At 37.4% G+C, this 16739-nt stretch carries 14 protein-coding genes; 1 reads left to right on the forward strand and 13 read right to left on the reverse strand.

Translation table 11 applies throughout. The annotated features are described in order from the left end of the window. Position 1: 1 nt before the first annotated feature. A complete protein-coding gene (gene rffA, locus BIV20_RS12980) occupies positions 2–1135 on the reverse strand; it encodes a dTDP-4-amino-4,6-dideoxygalactose transaminase (RefSeq protein WP_075721243.1) in 1134 nt (377 codons plus the stop codon). Positions 1136–1151: 16 nt separating this feature from the next. Next, positions 1152–1349 carry a hypothetical protein gene (locus tag BIV20_RS12985; protein ID WP_330554310.1) on the reverse strand — a complete coding sequence of 66 codons (198 nt, stop codon included), beginning with the start codon at positions 1347–1349 and terminating at the stop codon, positions 1152–1154. Positions 1350–1606: 257 nt separating this feature from the next. Between BIV20_RS12985 and BIV20_RS12990 the strand changes: the two genes are divergently transcribed. Then, a complete protein-coding gene (locus tag BIV20_RS12990; protein WP_158024942.1) occupies positions 1607–1765 on the forward strand; it encodes a hypothetical protein in 159 nt (52 codons plus the stop codon). A 2-nt stretch (positions 1766–1767) separates the two neighbouring features. Here BIV20_RS12990 and BIV20_RS12995 read toward each other — a convergent pair whose 3' ends face one another. The 11 genes from BIV20_RS12995 to BIV20_RS13045 form a co-directional block, all read right to left on the reverse strand. Continuing rightward, a complete protein-coding gene (locus BIV20_RS12995) occupies positions 1768–3654 on the reverse strand; it encodes a helix-turn-helix domain-containing protein (RefSeq protein WP_075721241.1) in 1887 nt (628 codons plus the stop codon). A 120-nt stretch (positions 3655–3774) separates the two neighbouring features. Next, positions 3775–4809, reverse strand: coding sequence for an LCP family glycopolymer transferase (locus tag BIV20_RS13000; RefSeq protein WP_075721240.1), 1035 nt, complete (start codon positions 4807–4809; stop codon positions 3775–3777). Between the two features lie 112 nt (positions 4810–4921). Next, a complete protein-coding gene (locus tag BIV20_RS13005; protein WP_075721239.1) occupies positions 4922–6022 on the reverse strand; it encodes an LCP family protein in 1101 nt (366 codons plus the stop codon). Beyond that, on the reverse strand, positions 6009–6791 hold the full coding sequence (srtB, locus tag BIV20_RS13010) for a class B sortase (protein ID WP_075721238.1): 783 nt from the start codon (positions 6789–6791) through the stop codon (positions 6009–6011). The genes BIV20_RS13005 and srtB overlap by 14 nt, the downstream gene beginning before the upstream one ends. A gap of 88 nt (positions 6792–6879) precedes the next feature. Next, positions 6880–7626 (reverse strand): LPXTG cell wall anchor domain-containing protein, encoded by a 747-nt coding sequence (locus BIV20_RS13015; protein WP_075721237.1) that lies wholly within the window; start codon positions 7624–7626, stop codon positions 6880–6882. 172 nt (positions 7627–7798) lie between these two features. After that, positions 7799–8122 (reverse strand): EamA family transporter, encoded by a 324-nt coding sequence (locus BIV20_RS13020; RefSeq protein WP_075721236.1) that lies wholly within the window; start codon positions 8120–8122, stop codon positions 7799–7801. After that, complete coding sequence (locus tag BIV20_RS13025) at positions 8119–8460, reverse strand: EamA family transporter (RefSeq protein ID WP_075721235.1); 342 nt, start codon at positions 8458–8460, stop codon at positions 8119–8121. The genes BIV20_RS13020 and BIV20_RS13025 overlap by 4 nt, the downstream gene beginning before the upstream one ends. Positions 8461–8473: 13 nt before the next feature. Beyond that, positions 8474–10333 carry a glycosyltransferase family 2 protein gene (locus BIV20_RS13030; RefSeq protein WP_075721234.1) on the reverse strand — a complete coding sequence of 620 codons (1860 nt, stop codon included), beginning with the start codon at positions 10331–10333 and terminating at the stop codon, positions 8474–8476. Positions 10334–10597: 264 nt separating this feature from the next. After that, a complete protein-coding gene (locus BIV20_RS13035) occupies positions 10598–12433 on the reverse strand; it encodes a helix-turn-helix domain-containing protein (RefSeq protein WP_075721233.1) in 1836 nt (611 codons plus the stop codon). A gap of 38 nt (positions 12434–12471) precedes the next feature. Continuing rightward, positions 12472–14172 carry an AAA family ATPase gene (locus BIV20_RS13040; RefSeq protein ID WP_075721232.1) on the reverse strand — a complete coding sequence of 567 codons (1701 nt, stop codon included), beginning with the start codon at positions 14170–14172 and terminating at the stop codon, positions 12472–12474. Between the two features lie 72 nt (positions 14173–14244). Then, positions 14245–16692, reverse strand: coding sequence for a glycosyltransferase family 2 protein (locus tag BIV20_RS13045; RefSeq protein ID WP_075721231.1), 2448 nt, complete (start codon positions 16690–16692; stop codon positions 14245–14247). Positions 16693–16739 lie beyond the last annotated feature (47 nt).

Below are 16739 nucleotides of genomic sequence, written 5' to 3' on the forward strand. Positions count from 1 at the left end.
ACTATCCTCTTTTATAAAACTCCTTTATCTTTTCACATACATAATGTACATCTGATTCACTTACGTTGTAATGAAGCGGTAACCTTAATAACCGCTCACTTTCACGAGTAGTATGTCGATCCTCACCATGGAACACGCCATACTTCTTACCTGCTGCCACCGTATGAAGTGGAATATAGTGAAATACTGCTCCTACTCCCTGTTCCTTTAAATATGCAATCAACTCACTGCGCTGTTCTATATCATCTGTCTTAATATAAAACATATGAGCATTATGTGTACATCCTTCCGGAATTGTTGGAAGTTCTATCTTTCCTTCTTCCGCTAATTCTGTCAACTCTTTATAGTAAGTATCCCACAAATGCAATCTTTTATCGTTAATTTCATCTGCAAGTTCTAGCTGTGCCCACAAATAAGCGGCATTCATATCACTTGGAAGATAGGAAGAACCAAAATCTACCCAAGTATACTTGTCCACTTCTCCACGCCAAAACTTACTACGATCCGTTCCCTTTTCACGAATAATTTCCGCCTTGTCGCGATTCGCAATATCACGAATTAGAATCGCACCGCCTTCTCCCATAGAATAGTTCTTGGTCTCATGAAAAGAATAACATCCATAATCTCCGATACTACCCAACGGTCTTCCCTTATAGCTACTCATAACCGCCTGCGCCGCATCCTCCACTACTGCAAGATGATGCCTGTTGGCAATATCCATAATAGTATCCATCTCACATGCAACTCCGGCATAATGCATAACACAAATTGCTTTGGTTTTATCTGTAATCGCATCCTCAATCAATGTTTCATCTACATTCATAGTATCCGGTCTAATATCTACAAATACAATCTTAGCCCCGCGCATAACAAAAGCATCCGCTGTAGATGCAAAGGTATAAGAAGGCATAATGACCTCATCTCCCGGCTGAATTCCAACCAAGAGTGCTGCCATCTCCAACGCGTGAGTACAAGAAGTTGTCAACAATGCCTTCGGACTTTGCATCCGTTCTTCTAACCACGCATGGCACTTCTTGGTAAACACGCCATCTCCACAGATGTGTGCATTTTCCACCGTCTGCCTCATATATTCAAATTCCTTCCCTGTAAAGGGAGGCTCATTAAAGTGTATCATTTTTTTACTCCTTCGCTCATTTCTTATTACGATTCCGTATATATAGCCAGCTTTCTGCATAATCTTTCCGCTGTTGTTCATCCATCTCGCTATATTTGGAAAAACTTAATTTAGAAGGAACCATTTGTATTCCCTCACATTTATAACACATTACTTCTTTTCTTCTGGATACTGTTGTCATACTGCCGCATCCTGGGCAGATAAATACTTTCATCATCCGTCCTTCTCACATCCTGATTCACATATTATAATCCGCCTCCCTATTGTAGCATTGAATCTCAAAAAGGGCAAGTTTTGGAAAAAATCCCGTTTATTCATTTATCCCTAAACTTTTTATTATTACAAAATTCTCTAAAAAAAGCCATGACATCTGGTTACAAATTTCACCCAAAATCCTTGCACCGGATGTCATGGGGTTTCGACATTTTTTTTCACATAATGGCTTTACAACAAACCAAGGAGGTAAATCTTATGAAAAAAAATGTTTTAAAATCTACAAAATCTATTATTTTTGCTATTGCAGTATGTGCAGTTGCAGCACTGGGTGTCTTTAGTGCAGTTTCTGCTTCTGATACTCAAGAGGTAACGATTGTAGCTACGCATCCCGATTTTATCGGTGGTACATATTAACTCTAATATAGAATTTTATCGTTCCATTCCTCTTCGTAATAATTATATATTTTATTGCAAAGATTAGGTAATCTCAACATATCAGCAAGAAAAAAAGCCTGTTCTAAGATATAGCGGGCTTCTTTTTCATTTTCTAACTTCCCCTCTTCTCGTATTACCCACCCAAGGCAATACAAAAAACTTGGTAACATCTCATCTCTTCCTGCCATCATACAACTTCTAATTCCATAATTTAAAATTTCCTTTGCCTTGCAATAATTATGTTCCATTCCCTCCATCAATCCAATATTATAAGACAACAAACGGTACTCGGTAATACAATATATTTTATCTATATTGCTTTCTTCCACATAATTCCATAACGCATAATAAATTTCCCTTGCCTTCCTCTTTTCTCCTATCGTATAATATCCGCTTGCAATATTAACTAACAAAAAAATCTCGTTACGTGATAATGGCCAATTTTTAATATCTACATTTTCAAATTCCGGCATAGTAATCCGCACTGCTTCTTCCAATTGTTGTATATGTTCTTCAAAACCTATTGTTTTGTTATGACCATTCAAAAAGGCATCATATCTTGCAATATATTGCTGATTATTTAAAGTATCATTCGATATTTCTTTTCTTATCTTTTTCCACTCAACTAATGCTTTTTTCAGTTCTTGTCCACTAATTAATTTCTCTACGGTACGTATCTTCTCATGCATACTGTATTCTTGGGCATTAATAAAAAAGCGATTTCGTTCCTGCGCCTGATTCATCTTCTCCATCAACGCACGATAACTTTTCTCCTTAGGAGAACATTTCCCGGTTTCTATTCTGGAGTACTGTTCCACCGTACAGACATCCTCGCTCACTTTTTCCTGTGACAATTTGCAAAGTTTTCGACATTTCGCTATGATTTCATTACTAACACTTACATCCTTTTGCACATTTGTGCAATACAACATAGCTTCTTCCGATAAGTCGCCATATTCTTCCCACAATTCCTTCAAAACCATTACTTGCTTTTTATATTGTGCATAATCCATCTCTTCCCGAATGGTAAAACGTCTTCCTTCTACACGTCTTCGTTCTTCCATCCCCCACATAATCTGCTCTAACAGTTCCTTTAGCAAAAATATGATTCCATTCTCAACTAACATATCTGCTGCTTTCTGCGAAAGAGTAATGACATCCTCATATCGGTCTTCCTTTTTCAAAAAATCATCGTAAATCCTCACCACTTTAGGGTAAATCTTTACCAGCTCCTCCTCATCCCATTCTTTTTTCCGTATATTCTTCAAAAGATTTTCCGTCATCTCTATGGCAATCTCTTCTTCTCCTAAATGACTATAAGACTCTACTATCAGTAAAACAATCTGCATCTCATCTCTGCCCATCAGAGAATCCTTCACTTTTTCTATACAAAATTTTGGCACTGTAGCTTTCAATGCGTCGTTAAAAAGCTGCAGTGCCCCTTCCCAATCATTATCTCTCTTCCCTTTTATCATACCCTGACATTTTTTCACAAACTGCTCATGCAGTTTCTCTATTCCTACATTGGCCTCATACCTCTGTATCTCCTCTTCTGCCTTATCGTAATCGCCATACAAAATACAATTCCAGATTTTTCTACGCAATTCCATTATTTCATAATCGCCAATATGAACAATGGTCCAGAACTTATCCTGTGATTTTCCTAACCGTTGTAGAAATACATCTATATTCCACTTTCCTATATTCTGCTCTGTCCATTCCAATCTTGATAATGTAGCTACTGAGCATATTCCTTCACATAACTCATTCTGTGAAATTCCTGCTTTTTCTCGTTCTTCAAAGATAATTTTTCCGATTCCGTCCACACTTTCACCTTCGCTTTTCTTATTCTTTCCATATTCTACCATTCTTTTAAGGCATTTTCTCTTTTATTCGAAAATTGCGAATTTTATTTGTATTTTATCGACGAAATCCGTCAAGATAATCCAAAAATCGCCCATACTGCAAGAGTACGGGCAATCTTTTCCTTAATACCCTGTATTACTATGAACCGTTTCACTTAACTTCTTCACTGTCTGAGACGGAGTATATGACTCATTGGTATATAAAAACTCATGAAGCTGAATAACATTGTTTTCCAAATCTACTGGCACTACTACGCTTCCAAGTTTTCCAAGACTTGTTGATTCCTTATCAAATGGGAAACCGGTGTTTTCTCCCATATGATACTTTGTCATATCAGTTGCAAGACCTAAAATCTCTGTAGCACTTAAACTAGTAGAAACCTCCGGAAGTATTTCATCTAACATACTGTTCAAGGTAAGTAAATCTGTTTCTTTTGCCTTTTCGAACATCTTCGTAATAACTGTTCTTTGACGTTCTGTTCGTTTATAATCCCAACCTGTAGTATACCGGATTCTTGCATATGCAGTAGCCTGAACACCATCACACATTTGTTTTCCGGCACTTACATGCTTACTTTTCTTTCCTGTTACCTCACTTACACCATCGATATAATCATTCATATATCCTACTTCTTCAGATGTAATCTCCAATTCGATTCCACCTAAAAGATTTACCGCATCTACTACCGCGTTAAAATCTACCGCAACATAATCACTGATTGTCAAATCTAAGTTCTTATTAAGCATATTAACCGCCTGCTCCGGTCCACCACTACTGTATGCCGCATTGGCTTTTCTGAACTTATCCTCATCTATATCCAGATAAGTATCACGATATACGGATGCCATCTTTATTTCACCAGTATCGCCATTAATGCTTACTACAATAATTGTATCACTATTTCCGCTTTCAAAATTTCCATTGGAACGATTATCCAGTCCAAACAATGCAATTGTAGTATATCCCTGCATTGCCTCCTCTGTCTCTTGCGGCAATTCATTTACCTTGATGTTCTTCATCTCAATTTTATCCATCTTACTGAACTTGCTCCAGATGAATGCTACAACTGCAAGAATCAATGCAAAAATTACCGCTAATACCACTAATACTATCTTCCGTTTTTGTCTTTGCTTTTTGCTACGCCTTTTCTTTTCCATTTATCCATCCTCACTGTCCTTACTTTTAAATCAACTTTATACAATGTAGGATTATAGCACATCCCTTTTCACAATAACATATCTTTTGTCCAGATTAAGAGATTCTTAAAATTTACTTTACCTCTTCATAAAAAATATCAATAATCATCTGATAAAGTTCTTCTTCCTTTACATAATATTCTTCATACTTCTCCCCCATCTGCACATCAACATCCACAATATGAAGACAATCTTCCGAAATATTACACTGTATTGCCTCTGATGCCAAATAGGTCACTTCATCTACGCTAATATCCGTAACCATATATTCACTCAGCGTTCGATATAGTTCCACAGGCAATGTGATGTCACTTCCAATGGCGGACTTCGCTGCCTGTGCAAAAGACATCAAATATTCCTTCTGCCTTCCGATACGTGCTAAACTACTTTGTGCCACCGTAATATCTCTTCCCCCAACAAAGTCTAGTGCTGCATCACCCTGTAAAAGGACATCGTTCCCCGCAATAAATTCCTTGTTCAGTAATGTTAAATCTTCATCAATATGTACCTGAACTCCACCTACCGCATCATTGATAATAGGTAATGCCAACATATTAATAGAGCAATAACCATTGATTGGCAATTGATAAAACAGATTGGATACTGCTTCTTCCATTAATTCGCAGCTCCATTCTTTTCCATCACCATACGCATGTTGAAGGGTTATCTGCAAGTTTTCTGTACCTGCATATTCCCCGGCTATAGAATACTTCTTTACCGGAACCATAATATCTCTTGGAACTGCTATTACATCCAACGTATGGTTCTTGGTATCCAACGACAGAATAAATATTGCATCTGCCTGACCAGCCCGTCTGCTCTTTTCTATTTCTTCTCCCTCAGAAATTCTTTCGTCTTCGTCCGCCCACTCATCTAAGTTATCCTGACGAATATCGATTCCGAGACAGAGAATATTTATCATATCCTCTTTGTATTGATATTTCTTCCCCTTATAGGTAATATAGTCATTTTCTTTATCCGCTTGCACATTCTGCGTTTTTTCCTTCAGACTTTTTTCTCCACTGTAGCGCAGAATCATAAAAGTTGCCACAATTCCAACAAGTAATACAGCAACAATGCTACAAACCGTGATAAGAATTATTTTTCTTTTCTTTCTTTTTGCCTTACGTCTTTTGACTTCTGCAAGAGTCAATCCCTCTCTATTCTGCTCCATCTTCTATTAATACCGCCTCTACCAGCCATCTATTATCCGGCTGTCCTCCAATACAAGTTGCAAGTGTAATAATATTACTATCCGTTCCAACTTCTACGTTTTCGTCAAAACCAGATTCCATAGTACGCACGCCCTTGATTTCATCAAGAAATCTTTGACAACCTTCCGGTGTACTATAATCAAAACTATGCATAATATGACGGTCATCAAATACTACTGCCGCAAATATCTGATATTTTAAAGTCCTGTCTGGCAAATAAATATAAACATACGGATTTTCTTCCAAAAATTCTTTATCTTCATACTTATGAAGCCCGGCAAACATAGTGCCATTTTTCATATTATGCCCATAGATTACTGTATTAAAATCTGTAAAGTCTTTGCTATTCACTGCTTCTGTATAAATAGATCCCGGAAGTCCCTCTGTTCCCTCGATAGTATGATTTAAATAATAAGCATCATCATCTGCCCGTTGCGCGATTGGATAATCAATCTCCGTTCCCGGTATCTGAATCCATGCATATATCTCTTCATTTGTTTTCCATAATTCTTCAAAATCAATAGGACTTACATAAGGTTCATCTGACTCTTCTTCTGAATCTTTTACTTCCTTCTCTACAGAGACCTTTGCCTTTTCCTTTATCTCTTCATATTCATCTTTCGCATTATTTTGTTTTACAAAATATGCTATGATAAATCCTACGCTTAGCACAAATACTAATATTAATACACTTAAAATAATGATATTCCTTTTTTTCTTCTTATCCATAATCTCCTCCTATAAAAAGCTGTATACTTATATAAGTATACAGCTTTCTTATTTACCACACAACTACTTTTTATTTGTACCTTATTAACTAGCGAACTGTTTTCCGTCTTTTTGTATATACCAAAATACCTGCTGCACTAATCAATGCAAACATTCCTGCTACATAGATACCAGCGAACTCACCGGTCTTTGGTGCAGTAGTAGTTGTTGCTGTCTTTGTTGCTGTTGTTGCTGCTGTTCCTGTTGTTCCTGCAGCTGCTGGTGCCTTAGCATCCTGTGCGCAGATTACATATACAGGAGAAAGAGAAGTAAATCTTCCTGTAAGTGTTCCGTTTCCTGCTGTAGTCTTAATGAATTCCCATGTTCCGTCATCTTTTAAATGTAATAAAAACCATACACTATCTCCAGCACTTGCATAAGGAGCCTCGATTGTAATGTCAATTCCCTCTGCCGGCATTGTAGTACCTGCTGGTAATTCTAAGCTAAAAAAGTCCTTTACAAAAGGTGCCTTATTAGCATCTGTACTAGATGTGTAACCTGTTACAGTTTCAAACAATGTCTTTACATATGCATCCTGTGCTGCTTTACTTTCCGCATCAAAAAATTTCAATAACTCAGCCTGCTGTGCTGCTGTAGATTGCGCTATTATATTTATCTCATTATATGTGAAATCTAACGCTACAGCTACTCCTCCTACAGTTGTTGTTGCTGAAGTTGCATATCCTTCCTGATATGGCGTATCATCTACAACTGGACTCTCTGCTGCAAAAGCTGTCATTCCCATGGATAATGTCAATACCATAGCTGCTACTAATGTAACTAATCTTTTCTTCATAAATTTTTTCCTCCATCCTCTTGTGTGGTATTTTATATTCTATAAATCCAGTTCAAAAACCCTTCTGGCATTTATATACACATCTATAAAGAGATTATACGTCTCTTACTTTTTTGTTTCAATAGTTTTTCCACATTTTCGTCACATTTTACTATTTTTCGCACATTATAGTTTACATAACTAATATTGCACCCAATATAATCATGCCTACTCCCATAATCTTCTTCTTCGATATTTTTTCCTTCAATACAAAGTATGCTAACAACAATGTCCATATATAGGTGATTGCTGTAAATGGAAGCGCCGCAGAATAATCCAGATATCTTAACACATAAATATCTACTAGCGCAGATGCTAAATATAGAAAACCACCAATGTATAATCTCGGGTCAAATAATACCTTTATTATTTCTTCCTTTTCTGATGCCTGTTTAAAAAACATTGAAGCAACAGCGCCAAGTATCGTTCCACCGATTAAAATTGCATAATAAATCATTCCTCATCCCCTCCCCCTATCAAAATAACTCCTGCCATAATGACTAAAACGCCAATAACTTTCTTTATCGTCACTACTTCCTGTAAAACCAATGCTCCTAAAACAATGCTTAAAACATAATTCATACTCAGCATAGGCTGTAAAACGGAAAGGCTACCAAATCGATACGCTATCAACATAATCAGTGCTCCCGCACCATAAAAGACAAATCCCGCTAACGCCATAAAGATTCCCTGTTCTGCAGACAGCTTCCAAAACAACTGTCCCAGACAGGCACAAATCGATGAAAACAACATCAGTAAAATTCCGGTTCTATTTTTCACAAATGACTCTTTCATAAAGTCTGACTCCTTACTTATATGGTTTCAAAGCATAATTACACTTCTTTAAAGAAAAATTAGAATTGTAATAGGGATCGCCTTCTTTTAAGAGTGTAATCCAACGAGTGCGAATAAATTCTATTTCGTCACCAAATCTCCGTACTTTTTCCTTTGTATCTTCCTTTCCACGACTTTTCGATTCATAGTGATATGCCTCTACCCATGGATTGTAAACGACCAGATAGCCAGCCTTTCCCACACGCAAACACAAGTCCAAATCGTTAAATGCTACGGTAAGCACCTCATCTAATCCACCTACTTCATCAAAAATACGCTTTTCTATCATCATACACGCTGCAGTCACCGCACTATAATTTAACTGTGTTGCTGCCCGATGCATATAACCCTCTCTTTCACGTTTCATTCCCGGAAACATATTTGCAGCAATTCCATCTATTCCAACCACAATACCTGCATGTTGAATCGTATTATCCGGATAATAGAGACGCGCTCCCACAATTCCCACTTCCGGACGCTGGCAGTTACCAAGCATTTCCTCTATCCAATCCTTTGTAATCAGTTCAATATCATTATTAAGTAAGATGAAATATTCACCAGCCGCAAAAGAAGCCCCAAAGTTATTGATTGCAGAATAATTAAATCCTTTTTTCCATGTCACAACTTGGATTTTCTGACCACCTGGCAATTTTCCTTCACAAGACACTCCGTCTGTTTTTTCCTCATACTTCGTACCACAAAGGGATTCATAATACCGGAAAGTTTCTTCCTCCACACTATTATTTTCTATAATAATTACTTCATAATTCTGATAACTTGACTTCTCTATGGAATCTATGCATCTCTTTAAAGTCTTCGCCTGATCTTTATTGGGAATCAGAATCGATACAAGTGGATTACCTTGAACCTGATACCTTACCTGATAAAATCCGAAAAACTTTCTCTGAGTTACCGTTCCCTGCTGCCCCATTCGTTTCAAATGTTCCTCAATTGCTCTCTGTCCTGCATCATAAGCATACTTTTTGCTCATCGGATTGTCTGAGGTGGAGCTACTGTGCACTCTCCAATGATATAACACCTTGGATACATGTCCCACTTTTTTTGCTACTTCTGTACAGCGCAGAATAAAATCATAATCCTGTGCCCCATCGAACTCTCGCCGGAACCCATCTATCTGCTCTAATACATTTCGTTTCACACACAAAAAATGAGTAATATAATTATTAGAACGCAACAAATCAATACTAAAATCCGGTTTAAAGTGAGGCTGAGAATGGACCCATTCTCCCTTTTTCTCTTCCGTAATCTTATCTTCATCCGAATAAATCACTTCAAACTCTGAATCCTGATTCATCTTAGACACCATTTCAAACAGTGCTTCCGGTGCCAACAAATCATCATGGTCTAACAGTCCAATCCATTCTCCGGTTGCCATTTCAAGACCCGCATTCGTATTCTCTGCAATACCAAGATTTTCTTCCAGATGCTTATAGATAATTCGTGACTCCTGTTTTTCCTGAATAAACTTTTCTACAAAACTCTTTACTTCCTCTGAAAGACTAGCATCTGCAATACATAATTGCCAGTTTGAATATGACTGATGATATACTGATTCTAACATTTCCGTCAGGTATTGTTCCGGTGTCTGAAAGGTCGGCACGACAATACTAATAAGGGGTCTGTAGGAAAATTTCTTTTCTTGCTTTTTTTGCTTTTGTAATTCTTCTTCACTTGCTTTAAAATGTTCAAACCATGGGTCATAAGGTACTTCCTCCGGTTCCATGCGGTCAAGCAGACGTGCCCAAAAAGCCTTCGGTCCATAATGCTTTAAATATTTGAATCCCTTTTTAATTCGATATGGTGTAATCTTCATATATCTTCCTTCTTACTACTAAATTTTGTAATTCTTACCTATTCTAGCACACCTAAGTATGCACAGCAATAACCTTTTTATTATGACAAAAAATCGAAAAAAGTCCAGAGGTTTAACAGAAAAATTTTTGATAAAAGTTTTTCTGTTAATGCTCTGGGCTTTTCTGTTCCTCTTTTTCATAATGGATACATTCATTTTACAAAGGAGGAAAATTTTTATGTGCGTTTTTAACTTTACGGACCCGGAATGGGATTTGGATAATTTTTAGTTGAGGATGCTATCCTTCCAATTTTTCTGCCAATAGTTATATATATCGTTATTCATATTTGGCAGATTTGTAATATCACTCAGATGAAAAGCCTGCTTTATTCGTTTACGGGCTTTTTCATCCTCTCTCTTTTCTTGCATCACCCAACCAAGACTATACAAGAGTTTTGCCACCTTGGTAAGCCTTCCTGCCTGAAGTTGCAGGCGCACCCCTTCTTCAAATAATTCTTTCGCCTTTTGCATATTTCCTTCCATTTTTTCTACCATTGCCAGGTTATATAGCAACACCACATACTCTGTTATCCGACATGAAACAGATACCGCACTGCTGTCAAAGGCTTGCTTAAGGCTATCCAAAATTTGCTTTGCTTCCTGCCTTTTTCCCATGCTATAGTAGCCACTTGCAATATTGTTCAAAAGAAATATCTCTGTCCTCGTTAATGGCCACTCCGCAATATCTATCTGTTTAAATCTTGGCATAGTTTCTCTTAGGGCTGACTCATATCGTCTTGTTGCTTCCTTCCAGCCAATTTCCTTTTTTCCATAACTTATCAGCGTATCGTATCTTAAAATGCACTGACGGTTTTCCTTAGAATTTCTGGGAATTTTTCCGCTTAATTTTCTCCATATCTTCTGTGCCTTATCATATTCCATTTGACTGGCATATTTGGAAACCATTCTTAATTCTTCACGCAATCTATAGTCAGGTACATTGATGATTCCACGATTACGTTCTACTGCTTGATGCATTTTTTCCATAAGACTACGATAATTCTTTTCCTCCGGAGATATCCCCCCATTTTCGATTCGAGATAAATTTTCCGTGGTACAAATGGCATCACTCAATGCCTCCTGGGAAAATCCACAGTTCTTTCTAGCCTTTCGAATCAACTCATTACTAGCACTGATATCTTTCTGGATATTTGTACAATAAATCACATTTTCTCTAGGAATTGTACCATATTCTTCCCATACTTCTTCTAAGACCTCTACCTGCCTCTTTAGCCTTTCATATTCATACCTTTCCTTTCGAGTAAGCTCTCGCTCCTCTTTCTCTCCTCTTCGCTTAATCCCCCACATGATACTGGACATCAAATCTGACATCAAAAAAACAACTTCATTTTCCTTCAACAATTCTACAGCTCTTCCAGCTACGAAAATGACCATCTCATGTTTGTCTTCTTCCTTTAGAAATCTCACCCAATACCATACTACTTTTGGATAAATTTTAACTAGTTCTTCGCTATCCCAGTTCTTGTTCTCAATATTCTTAAGTAACCCATATACCAGTTGCCTTGCTTCCCTTTTCTTCCCCACTTGCTCATAGCCTTCTACCAATAATAAAATTAGCAACATCTCATCTCTTCCAAGGAAAAGATGTTCCACATTTCCAACTTCAAATTCACAGACTGTTGTCTGTATCGCCTGCGTTATTACTGCTATACTTCGCCTCCAGTTTCCTGCCTTTCCAAGCAGTATTCCCTGACACTTTAAAACAAACTGATGCTGTAACGGTTCCTGCATATTTACACGTTTGCGGTAACTCTCAAGTCCACGTTCAGCTTCTGCATACTTTTTGTTTAAAATATCTTCCCAGATTCTATTACGTTCTTCCAACATGTAATAATCTTTTACATTTATAATGGTCCAGAACTTATCTGATGATTTTCCCAGACGCTGTAAAATTGCTTCTATTATCCACTGCTCTACATATCGTTCCTCCCATTCTAACTTAGATAACGTGGAACGAGAGCATAATCCTCTTGTCAGTTTTTCCTGTGATACTCCCTCCTCCTCGCGTATACGCTTGATTTCTTTTCCTATTCCGCTCATAAAATCTATTCCTCTGTTAAAAATCTGGAAATTTTTTCCTATTGCCCCCCAATCAGCACTTTCTTTCCCTGAAAAGCAAATCCATACGCACGAATGTGTTCCTCCTCAACTCCTTTTTCAATCAAAGAGGACGCATATTTCTTTTCCTCAATCTGCCGCAACGCTTTTTGTACAGTATCTTTAAGAGAACTTTCTTCCTCTGGATCCTGTACCTTAAATTCTAATATGATAGCATCATCTTCCTTAGGATTCTTAGGTTCTAACATTACATCATATCTTCCAAAACCGCTTTCCCGGTTGGAGGATATAACATATCTAGGTTGAAGTTCCACCATAAGTCCCAATACAAATCCATGATAAAACCGTTCCGGCTCTTGCCCAAATGGTCTCTTTCCAGTATCAAAGTAACTAAAGGTACTCAGCGCAACACGGTTCATATAGACATTCATTGCCTTTGTATCTCCCAATAACAATGCCTTTACAAAATCATTATAATCTGTTTCAGCATCTGCAAACCAGGTTCTTATCATATTCTGAAACATCAGTTTCACTTCCAGATTGGTAAGTGCAAGTTCATATTTCGGCTGCATTCCTTCTGGAATCTTATCATATTCTTCATAAGAAAGTACCTTAAGATAGCCGCTAGCAAGAAGCAAGCTCCAAACTGCCTGCTCGTTACCGTTCAACTGATTATACACAATTTGCTCATCAATAGGAGTCCTTATAACCTCATCCCGTAGTAGTCCCTCAAATTTTTCTTTTATGTTGCGATTTCCTTCCCGAATTAATTTGCCTATCAAGCTGTTAGAGCTTGTATTCGCCCAATAAGTGGTGTATTTTCCTTTGTCTATAAAATTCAAAATAGACCATGGATTATAAATATCCTTATTGCTTCCAAAAATAAAACCATCATACCATCTCTTGACCTTTTCCTTTTCTCCACCGAGTCCCCTTTCCTCCATGGCAGAAAATACTTCTTCCTCTGTAAATCCGAAAGAAACGGCATATTTATCAGATGTCGTTGTTACCACTTCCAGATTATTCAGGTCTGAAAATATGGATTCCTTACTGACACGTGTGATACCGGTCATAATGGCGCGTTCCAGCCATGGATTCGTCTTAAATGCAGCATTGAATATACTCCTAGTAAAAACTACCAATTCATTCCAATATCCATCCAAATAGGCTTCTTGCATAGGAGTATCGTACTCATCTAGGAGGATGATGACCTTTTTCCCATAATAACGATATAAGAAATCCGAAAGTTGATAAAGCGCAAGAGTTGCATCACTGTCACGCATATCTACAGATATACGGTCAAAATATTCTTTGTCCTTATCTGTCAAAACATCACTATCTCTTAAAAAAGAAAACTTTACATACAAATTTGTGATAAGCTGGCAGATTTTTTCTCTGGTAGAAATGTAGCTATCCTCCTTGATATTCGCAAAAGAAAGATTTATAACCGGATAGGTTCCCTGAATACTCCGGTATTCTTCTTCCTGCCAGATGGACAGTCCTTCAAATAAATCGCTTCTTCCTGCATAATCTACAGAGAAGAACTGTTCCACCATACTCATGGTAAGCGTTTTCCCAAAACGACGTGGGCGGGTAATCAGTGTCACACTGTCCCCGCCTTCCCACCATTCCTTAATGAAGTTTGTTTTATCCACATAAAAGTAATTTTTTTCTCTTATTTCGTTAAACTGTTGTATTCCAATTGCTACTGTTCTTGCCATGACAACCTCCATACAGTTACGTTGTTTCCTTTACTATAGCAAACTTATATTTGAAATGCAATTATTGGCTTTCTATACTCTCAATGAAAAATCTGCTTTATCCAAAGTAAGATTTGGATTATAGTAAGGATCCCCTTCCCTCAGTATATCCTCCCAACGTTCACAAAACTTTGCAACTTCACTATTAAACCGTTCTACCTTTTCCGGGGTATCTTCCATTCCTCTGGACTTTGACTCATAATGATATAACTCAGCATACGGATTGTATACTACGAGTTTTCCAAGTTCACGCACTTTCAGACAGTAATCAATATCATTAAATGCCACTTCTAATTCCTCTGTCAATCCGCCTACTGCCTCAAATACACTCTTTTTCGTCATCATACATGCTGCCGTTACTGCGGAATAATCTTGAGCACACATGATACGTCCCATATATCCTGTATCAAATCTTGAGGATTCAATAAAGGCATGTCCTGCCATTCCGCCAAATCCAATGACTACTCCTGCATGTTGGATGGTATCATCTTCATAACAAAGCTTTGCTCCCACAATTCCAACATCCTCACGCATACAATAACCTAACAATTCTTCCAGACATTCCGGATTGATAATCTCCGTATCATTATTTAACAATAACAGATACTCACCCTTTGCATATGTCGCACCGAAGTTATTGATTTTAGAAAAATTGAAACCGCCCTTATAATATACGACTTGGACATTGTTCCGCTGTTCCAATTCTTTGTAATATTGAAAAGTCTCTTCTTCTGTACTATTATTCTCCACAACAATAAACTCAAAATTCCGGTAGTTAGATTTCTGTTCAATGGAATCCATGCATTTTTTCAAATCTTCTATGTGGTCTTTATTCGGAATAATAATGGAAATCAATGGTTGCTCTTTCCAACAATACTTTGTACGAAACATCCCATAGAAGCTGCTATGCTCTACTTTTGCAGGAATGCCTATTCTCTTATAATGCTCTTCTACAGACTTTCTTCCTGCTTCAAAAGCATAAAGCTTACTTTCCGGATTGGCTGCCGTAGAATCAATATGACATCTCCAGTGATATAATACCTTTGGAATATGATACACCTTCCAGGCAGCCTCTACACAACGCAAAATAAAGTCATGGTCCTGTGCACCGTCAAACTCGCTGCGCAGCATCCCAACTTTATCAATTACCGTCTTCTTCACTACAAACAAATGACAAATATAATTCATACTACAAAGCAAGTCTATATTCAAATCAGGTTTAAAATTAGGATCAAAATATTTCTTGCCCGCCATATCAATCTTATCTTCGTCGGAATACAATACATCAATATCCTTATCTGAATTCACTGCCTTTACACATTCATACAATGCATTTTCCGTCAGAATATCATCATGGTCTGCTAATACGATATACTCTCCTGTTGCCATCTGAATCGCTGCATTGGTATTCTCAGAAATCCCTTTATTCTCTTGCAATATCTCATACCGGATATTACATCCCTTTTTCTGATACTCTGCCACTATTTTCTCCAACGGGCTGTTTGCTCCGGTTCCATCTGCCAAACATAATTCCCAATTTCCATATGTCTGATTCTCGATAGACTCAATTAAGGCCCTCAAATATATCTCTTTCGTATTAAATAATGGAACTACAATGCTAAACATCGGCGTATAAGAAAACGCTTCTTTTCTCTGTTCTTCCAATTCTTCTCTGGTAATCTGATTATCCTTCAACCATCGTTCATAAGTAAACGTATCTTTCTTGTGAAATAACTTTACCCGAATTCTATTGATTGTTGCTGAAAAACCTTCTTTCTTCAAATAAATAAAAAACTTTTGAAACGCATTTATTGCAGTAGCACTTCCCTTTCCTCTTGCAGCAGCTGCTACTGATGTTTTATAAACACTCTTTTTATCATCTGATTCTAATACAACCTCTATTTTTTTTGCCTTTTTTACCGGAACGGATATTTGAAATCCAGCTTCAAACTTATCCGGAGCTTCTTCAAATACCTCCATTACATCTCGGCGATAGTTCTTCTTTAACATCGCATCTTTCACCGGTTTTCCATCTATTTGCATACTAATTGACACTTCTTTTGCTCCAATTGCCCAACCACTAAGGGTAAGAACACCTTCAGAGACACTTGCTGTTTCAATAAAGTATTCCAGACCTAAATGTTTCTTTTTTAACTGTCGAACACTTACTTTCTCAATTAGCCATTTTGCTGCCTTTCTGGTATCCAAAATAGACAACTGTTTCTTCGTCTGCCAATTTTCCGGTAATATAACCTCTATCGTCAACTCTTCGCTGATATTTTCCTGATAACGCAAATAACGCTGGCGCACTTTGACACCGGAATTTATTTTTACATCACAAGGCAATTCCTGTTCATCCAGATATACTTTTACCTCGCGTTCCTGTGGATTGTTCTGAGGATACCAGCCTCTTATTACTAATGTGTTTTCTTTTGTAAGATGAAATCTTATTTTCTCTATATAAAATCTATTTCTATCCATTTTGGTTCTCCATTTCAGCCTATAAGTCATTGCCATTTTAGCATAAA

This window comes from Roseburia sp. 499, assembly GCF_001940225.2.
GTDB lineage: Bacteria > Bacillota > Clostridia > Lachnospirales > Lachnospiraceae > Petralouisia.

Bases quoted from the DNA above. Each gene is read 5' to 3' on its own strand.
- BIV20_RS13045 (WP_075721231.1), bottom strand. From the start codon at position 16,692: ATGGATAGAAATAGATTTTATATAGAGAAAATAAGATTTCATCTTACA.
- BIV20_RS12990 (WP_158024942.1), top strand. From the start codon at position 1,607: ATGAAAAAAAATGTTTTAAAATCTACAAAATCTATTATTTTTGCTATT.
- BIV20_RS12985 (WP_330554310.1), bottom strand. From the start codon at position 1,349: ATGAAAGTATTTATCTGCCCAGGATGCGGCAGTATGACAACAGTATCC.
- BIV20_RS13035 (WP_075721233.1), bottom strand. From the start codon at position 12,433: ATGAGCGGAATAGGAAAAGAAATCAAGCGTATACGCGAGGAGGAGGGA.
- BIV20_RS13000 (WP_075721240.1), bottom strand. From the start codon at position 4,809: ATGGAAAAGAAAAGGCGTAGCAAAAAGCAAAGACAAAAACGGAAGATA.
- rffA (WP_075721243.1), bottom strand. From the start codon at position 1,135: ATGATACACTTTAATGAGCCTCCCTTTACAGGGAAGGAATTTGAATAT.
- BIV20_RS12995 (WP_075721241.1), bottom strand. From the start codon at position 3,654: ATGGTAGAATATGGAAAGAATAAGAAAAGCGAAGGTGAAAGTGTGGAC.
- BIV20_RS13040 (WP_075721232.1), bottom strand. From the start codon at position 14,172: ATGGCAAGAACAGTAGCAATTGGAATACAACAGTTTAACGAAATAAGA.
- BIV20_RS13015 (WP_075721237.1), bottom strand. From the start codon at position 7,626: ATGAAGAAAAGATTAGTTACATTAGTAGCAGCTATGGTATTGACATTA.
- srtB (WP_075721238.1), bottom strand. From the start codon at position 6,791: ATGGATAAGAAGAAAAAAAGGAATATCATTATTTTAAGTGTATTAATA.
- BIV20_RS13020 (WP_075721236.1), bottom strand. From the start codon at position 8,122: ATGATTTATTATGCAATTTTAATCGGTGGAACGATACTTGGCGCTGTT.
- BIV20_RS13030 (WP_075721234.1), bottom strand. From the start codon at position 10,333: ATGAAGATTACACCATATCGAATTAAAAAGGGATTCAAATATTTAAAG.
- BIV20_RS13025 (WP_075721235.1), bottom strand. From the start codon at position 8,460: ATGAAAGAGTCATTTGTGAAAAATAGAACCGGAATTTTACTGATGTTG.
- BIV20_RS13005 (WP_075721239.1), bottom strand. From the start codon at position 6,022: ATGGAGCAGAATAGAGAGGGATTGACTCTTGCAGAAGTCAAAAGACGT.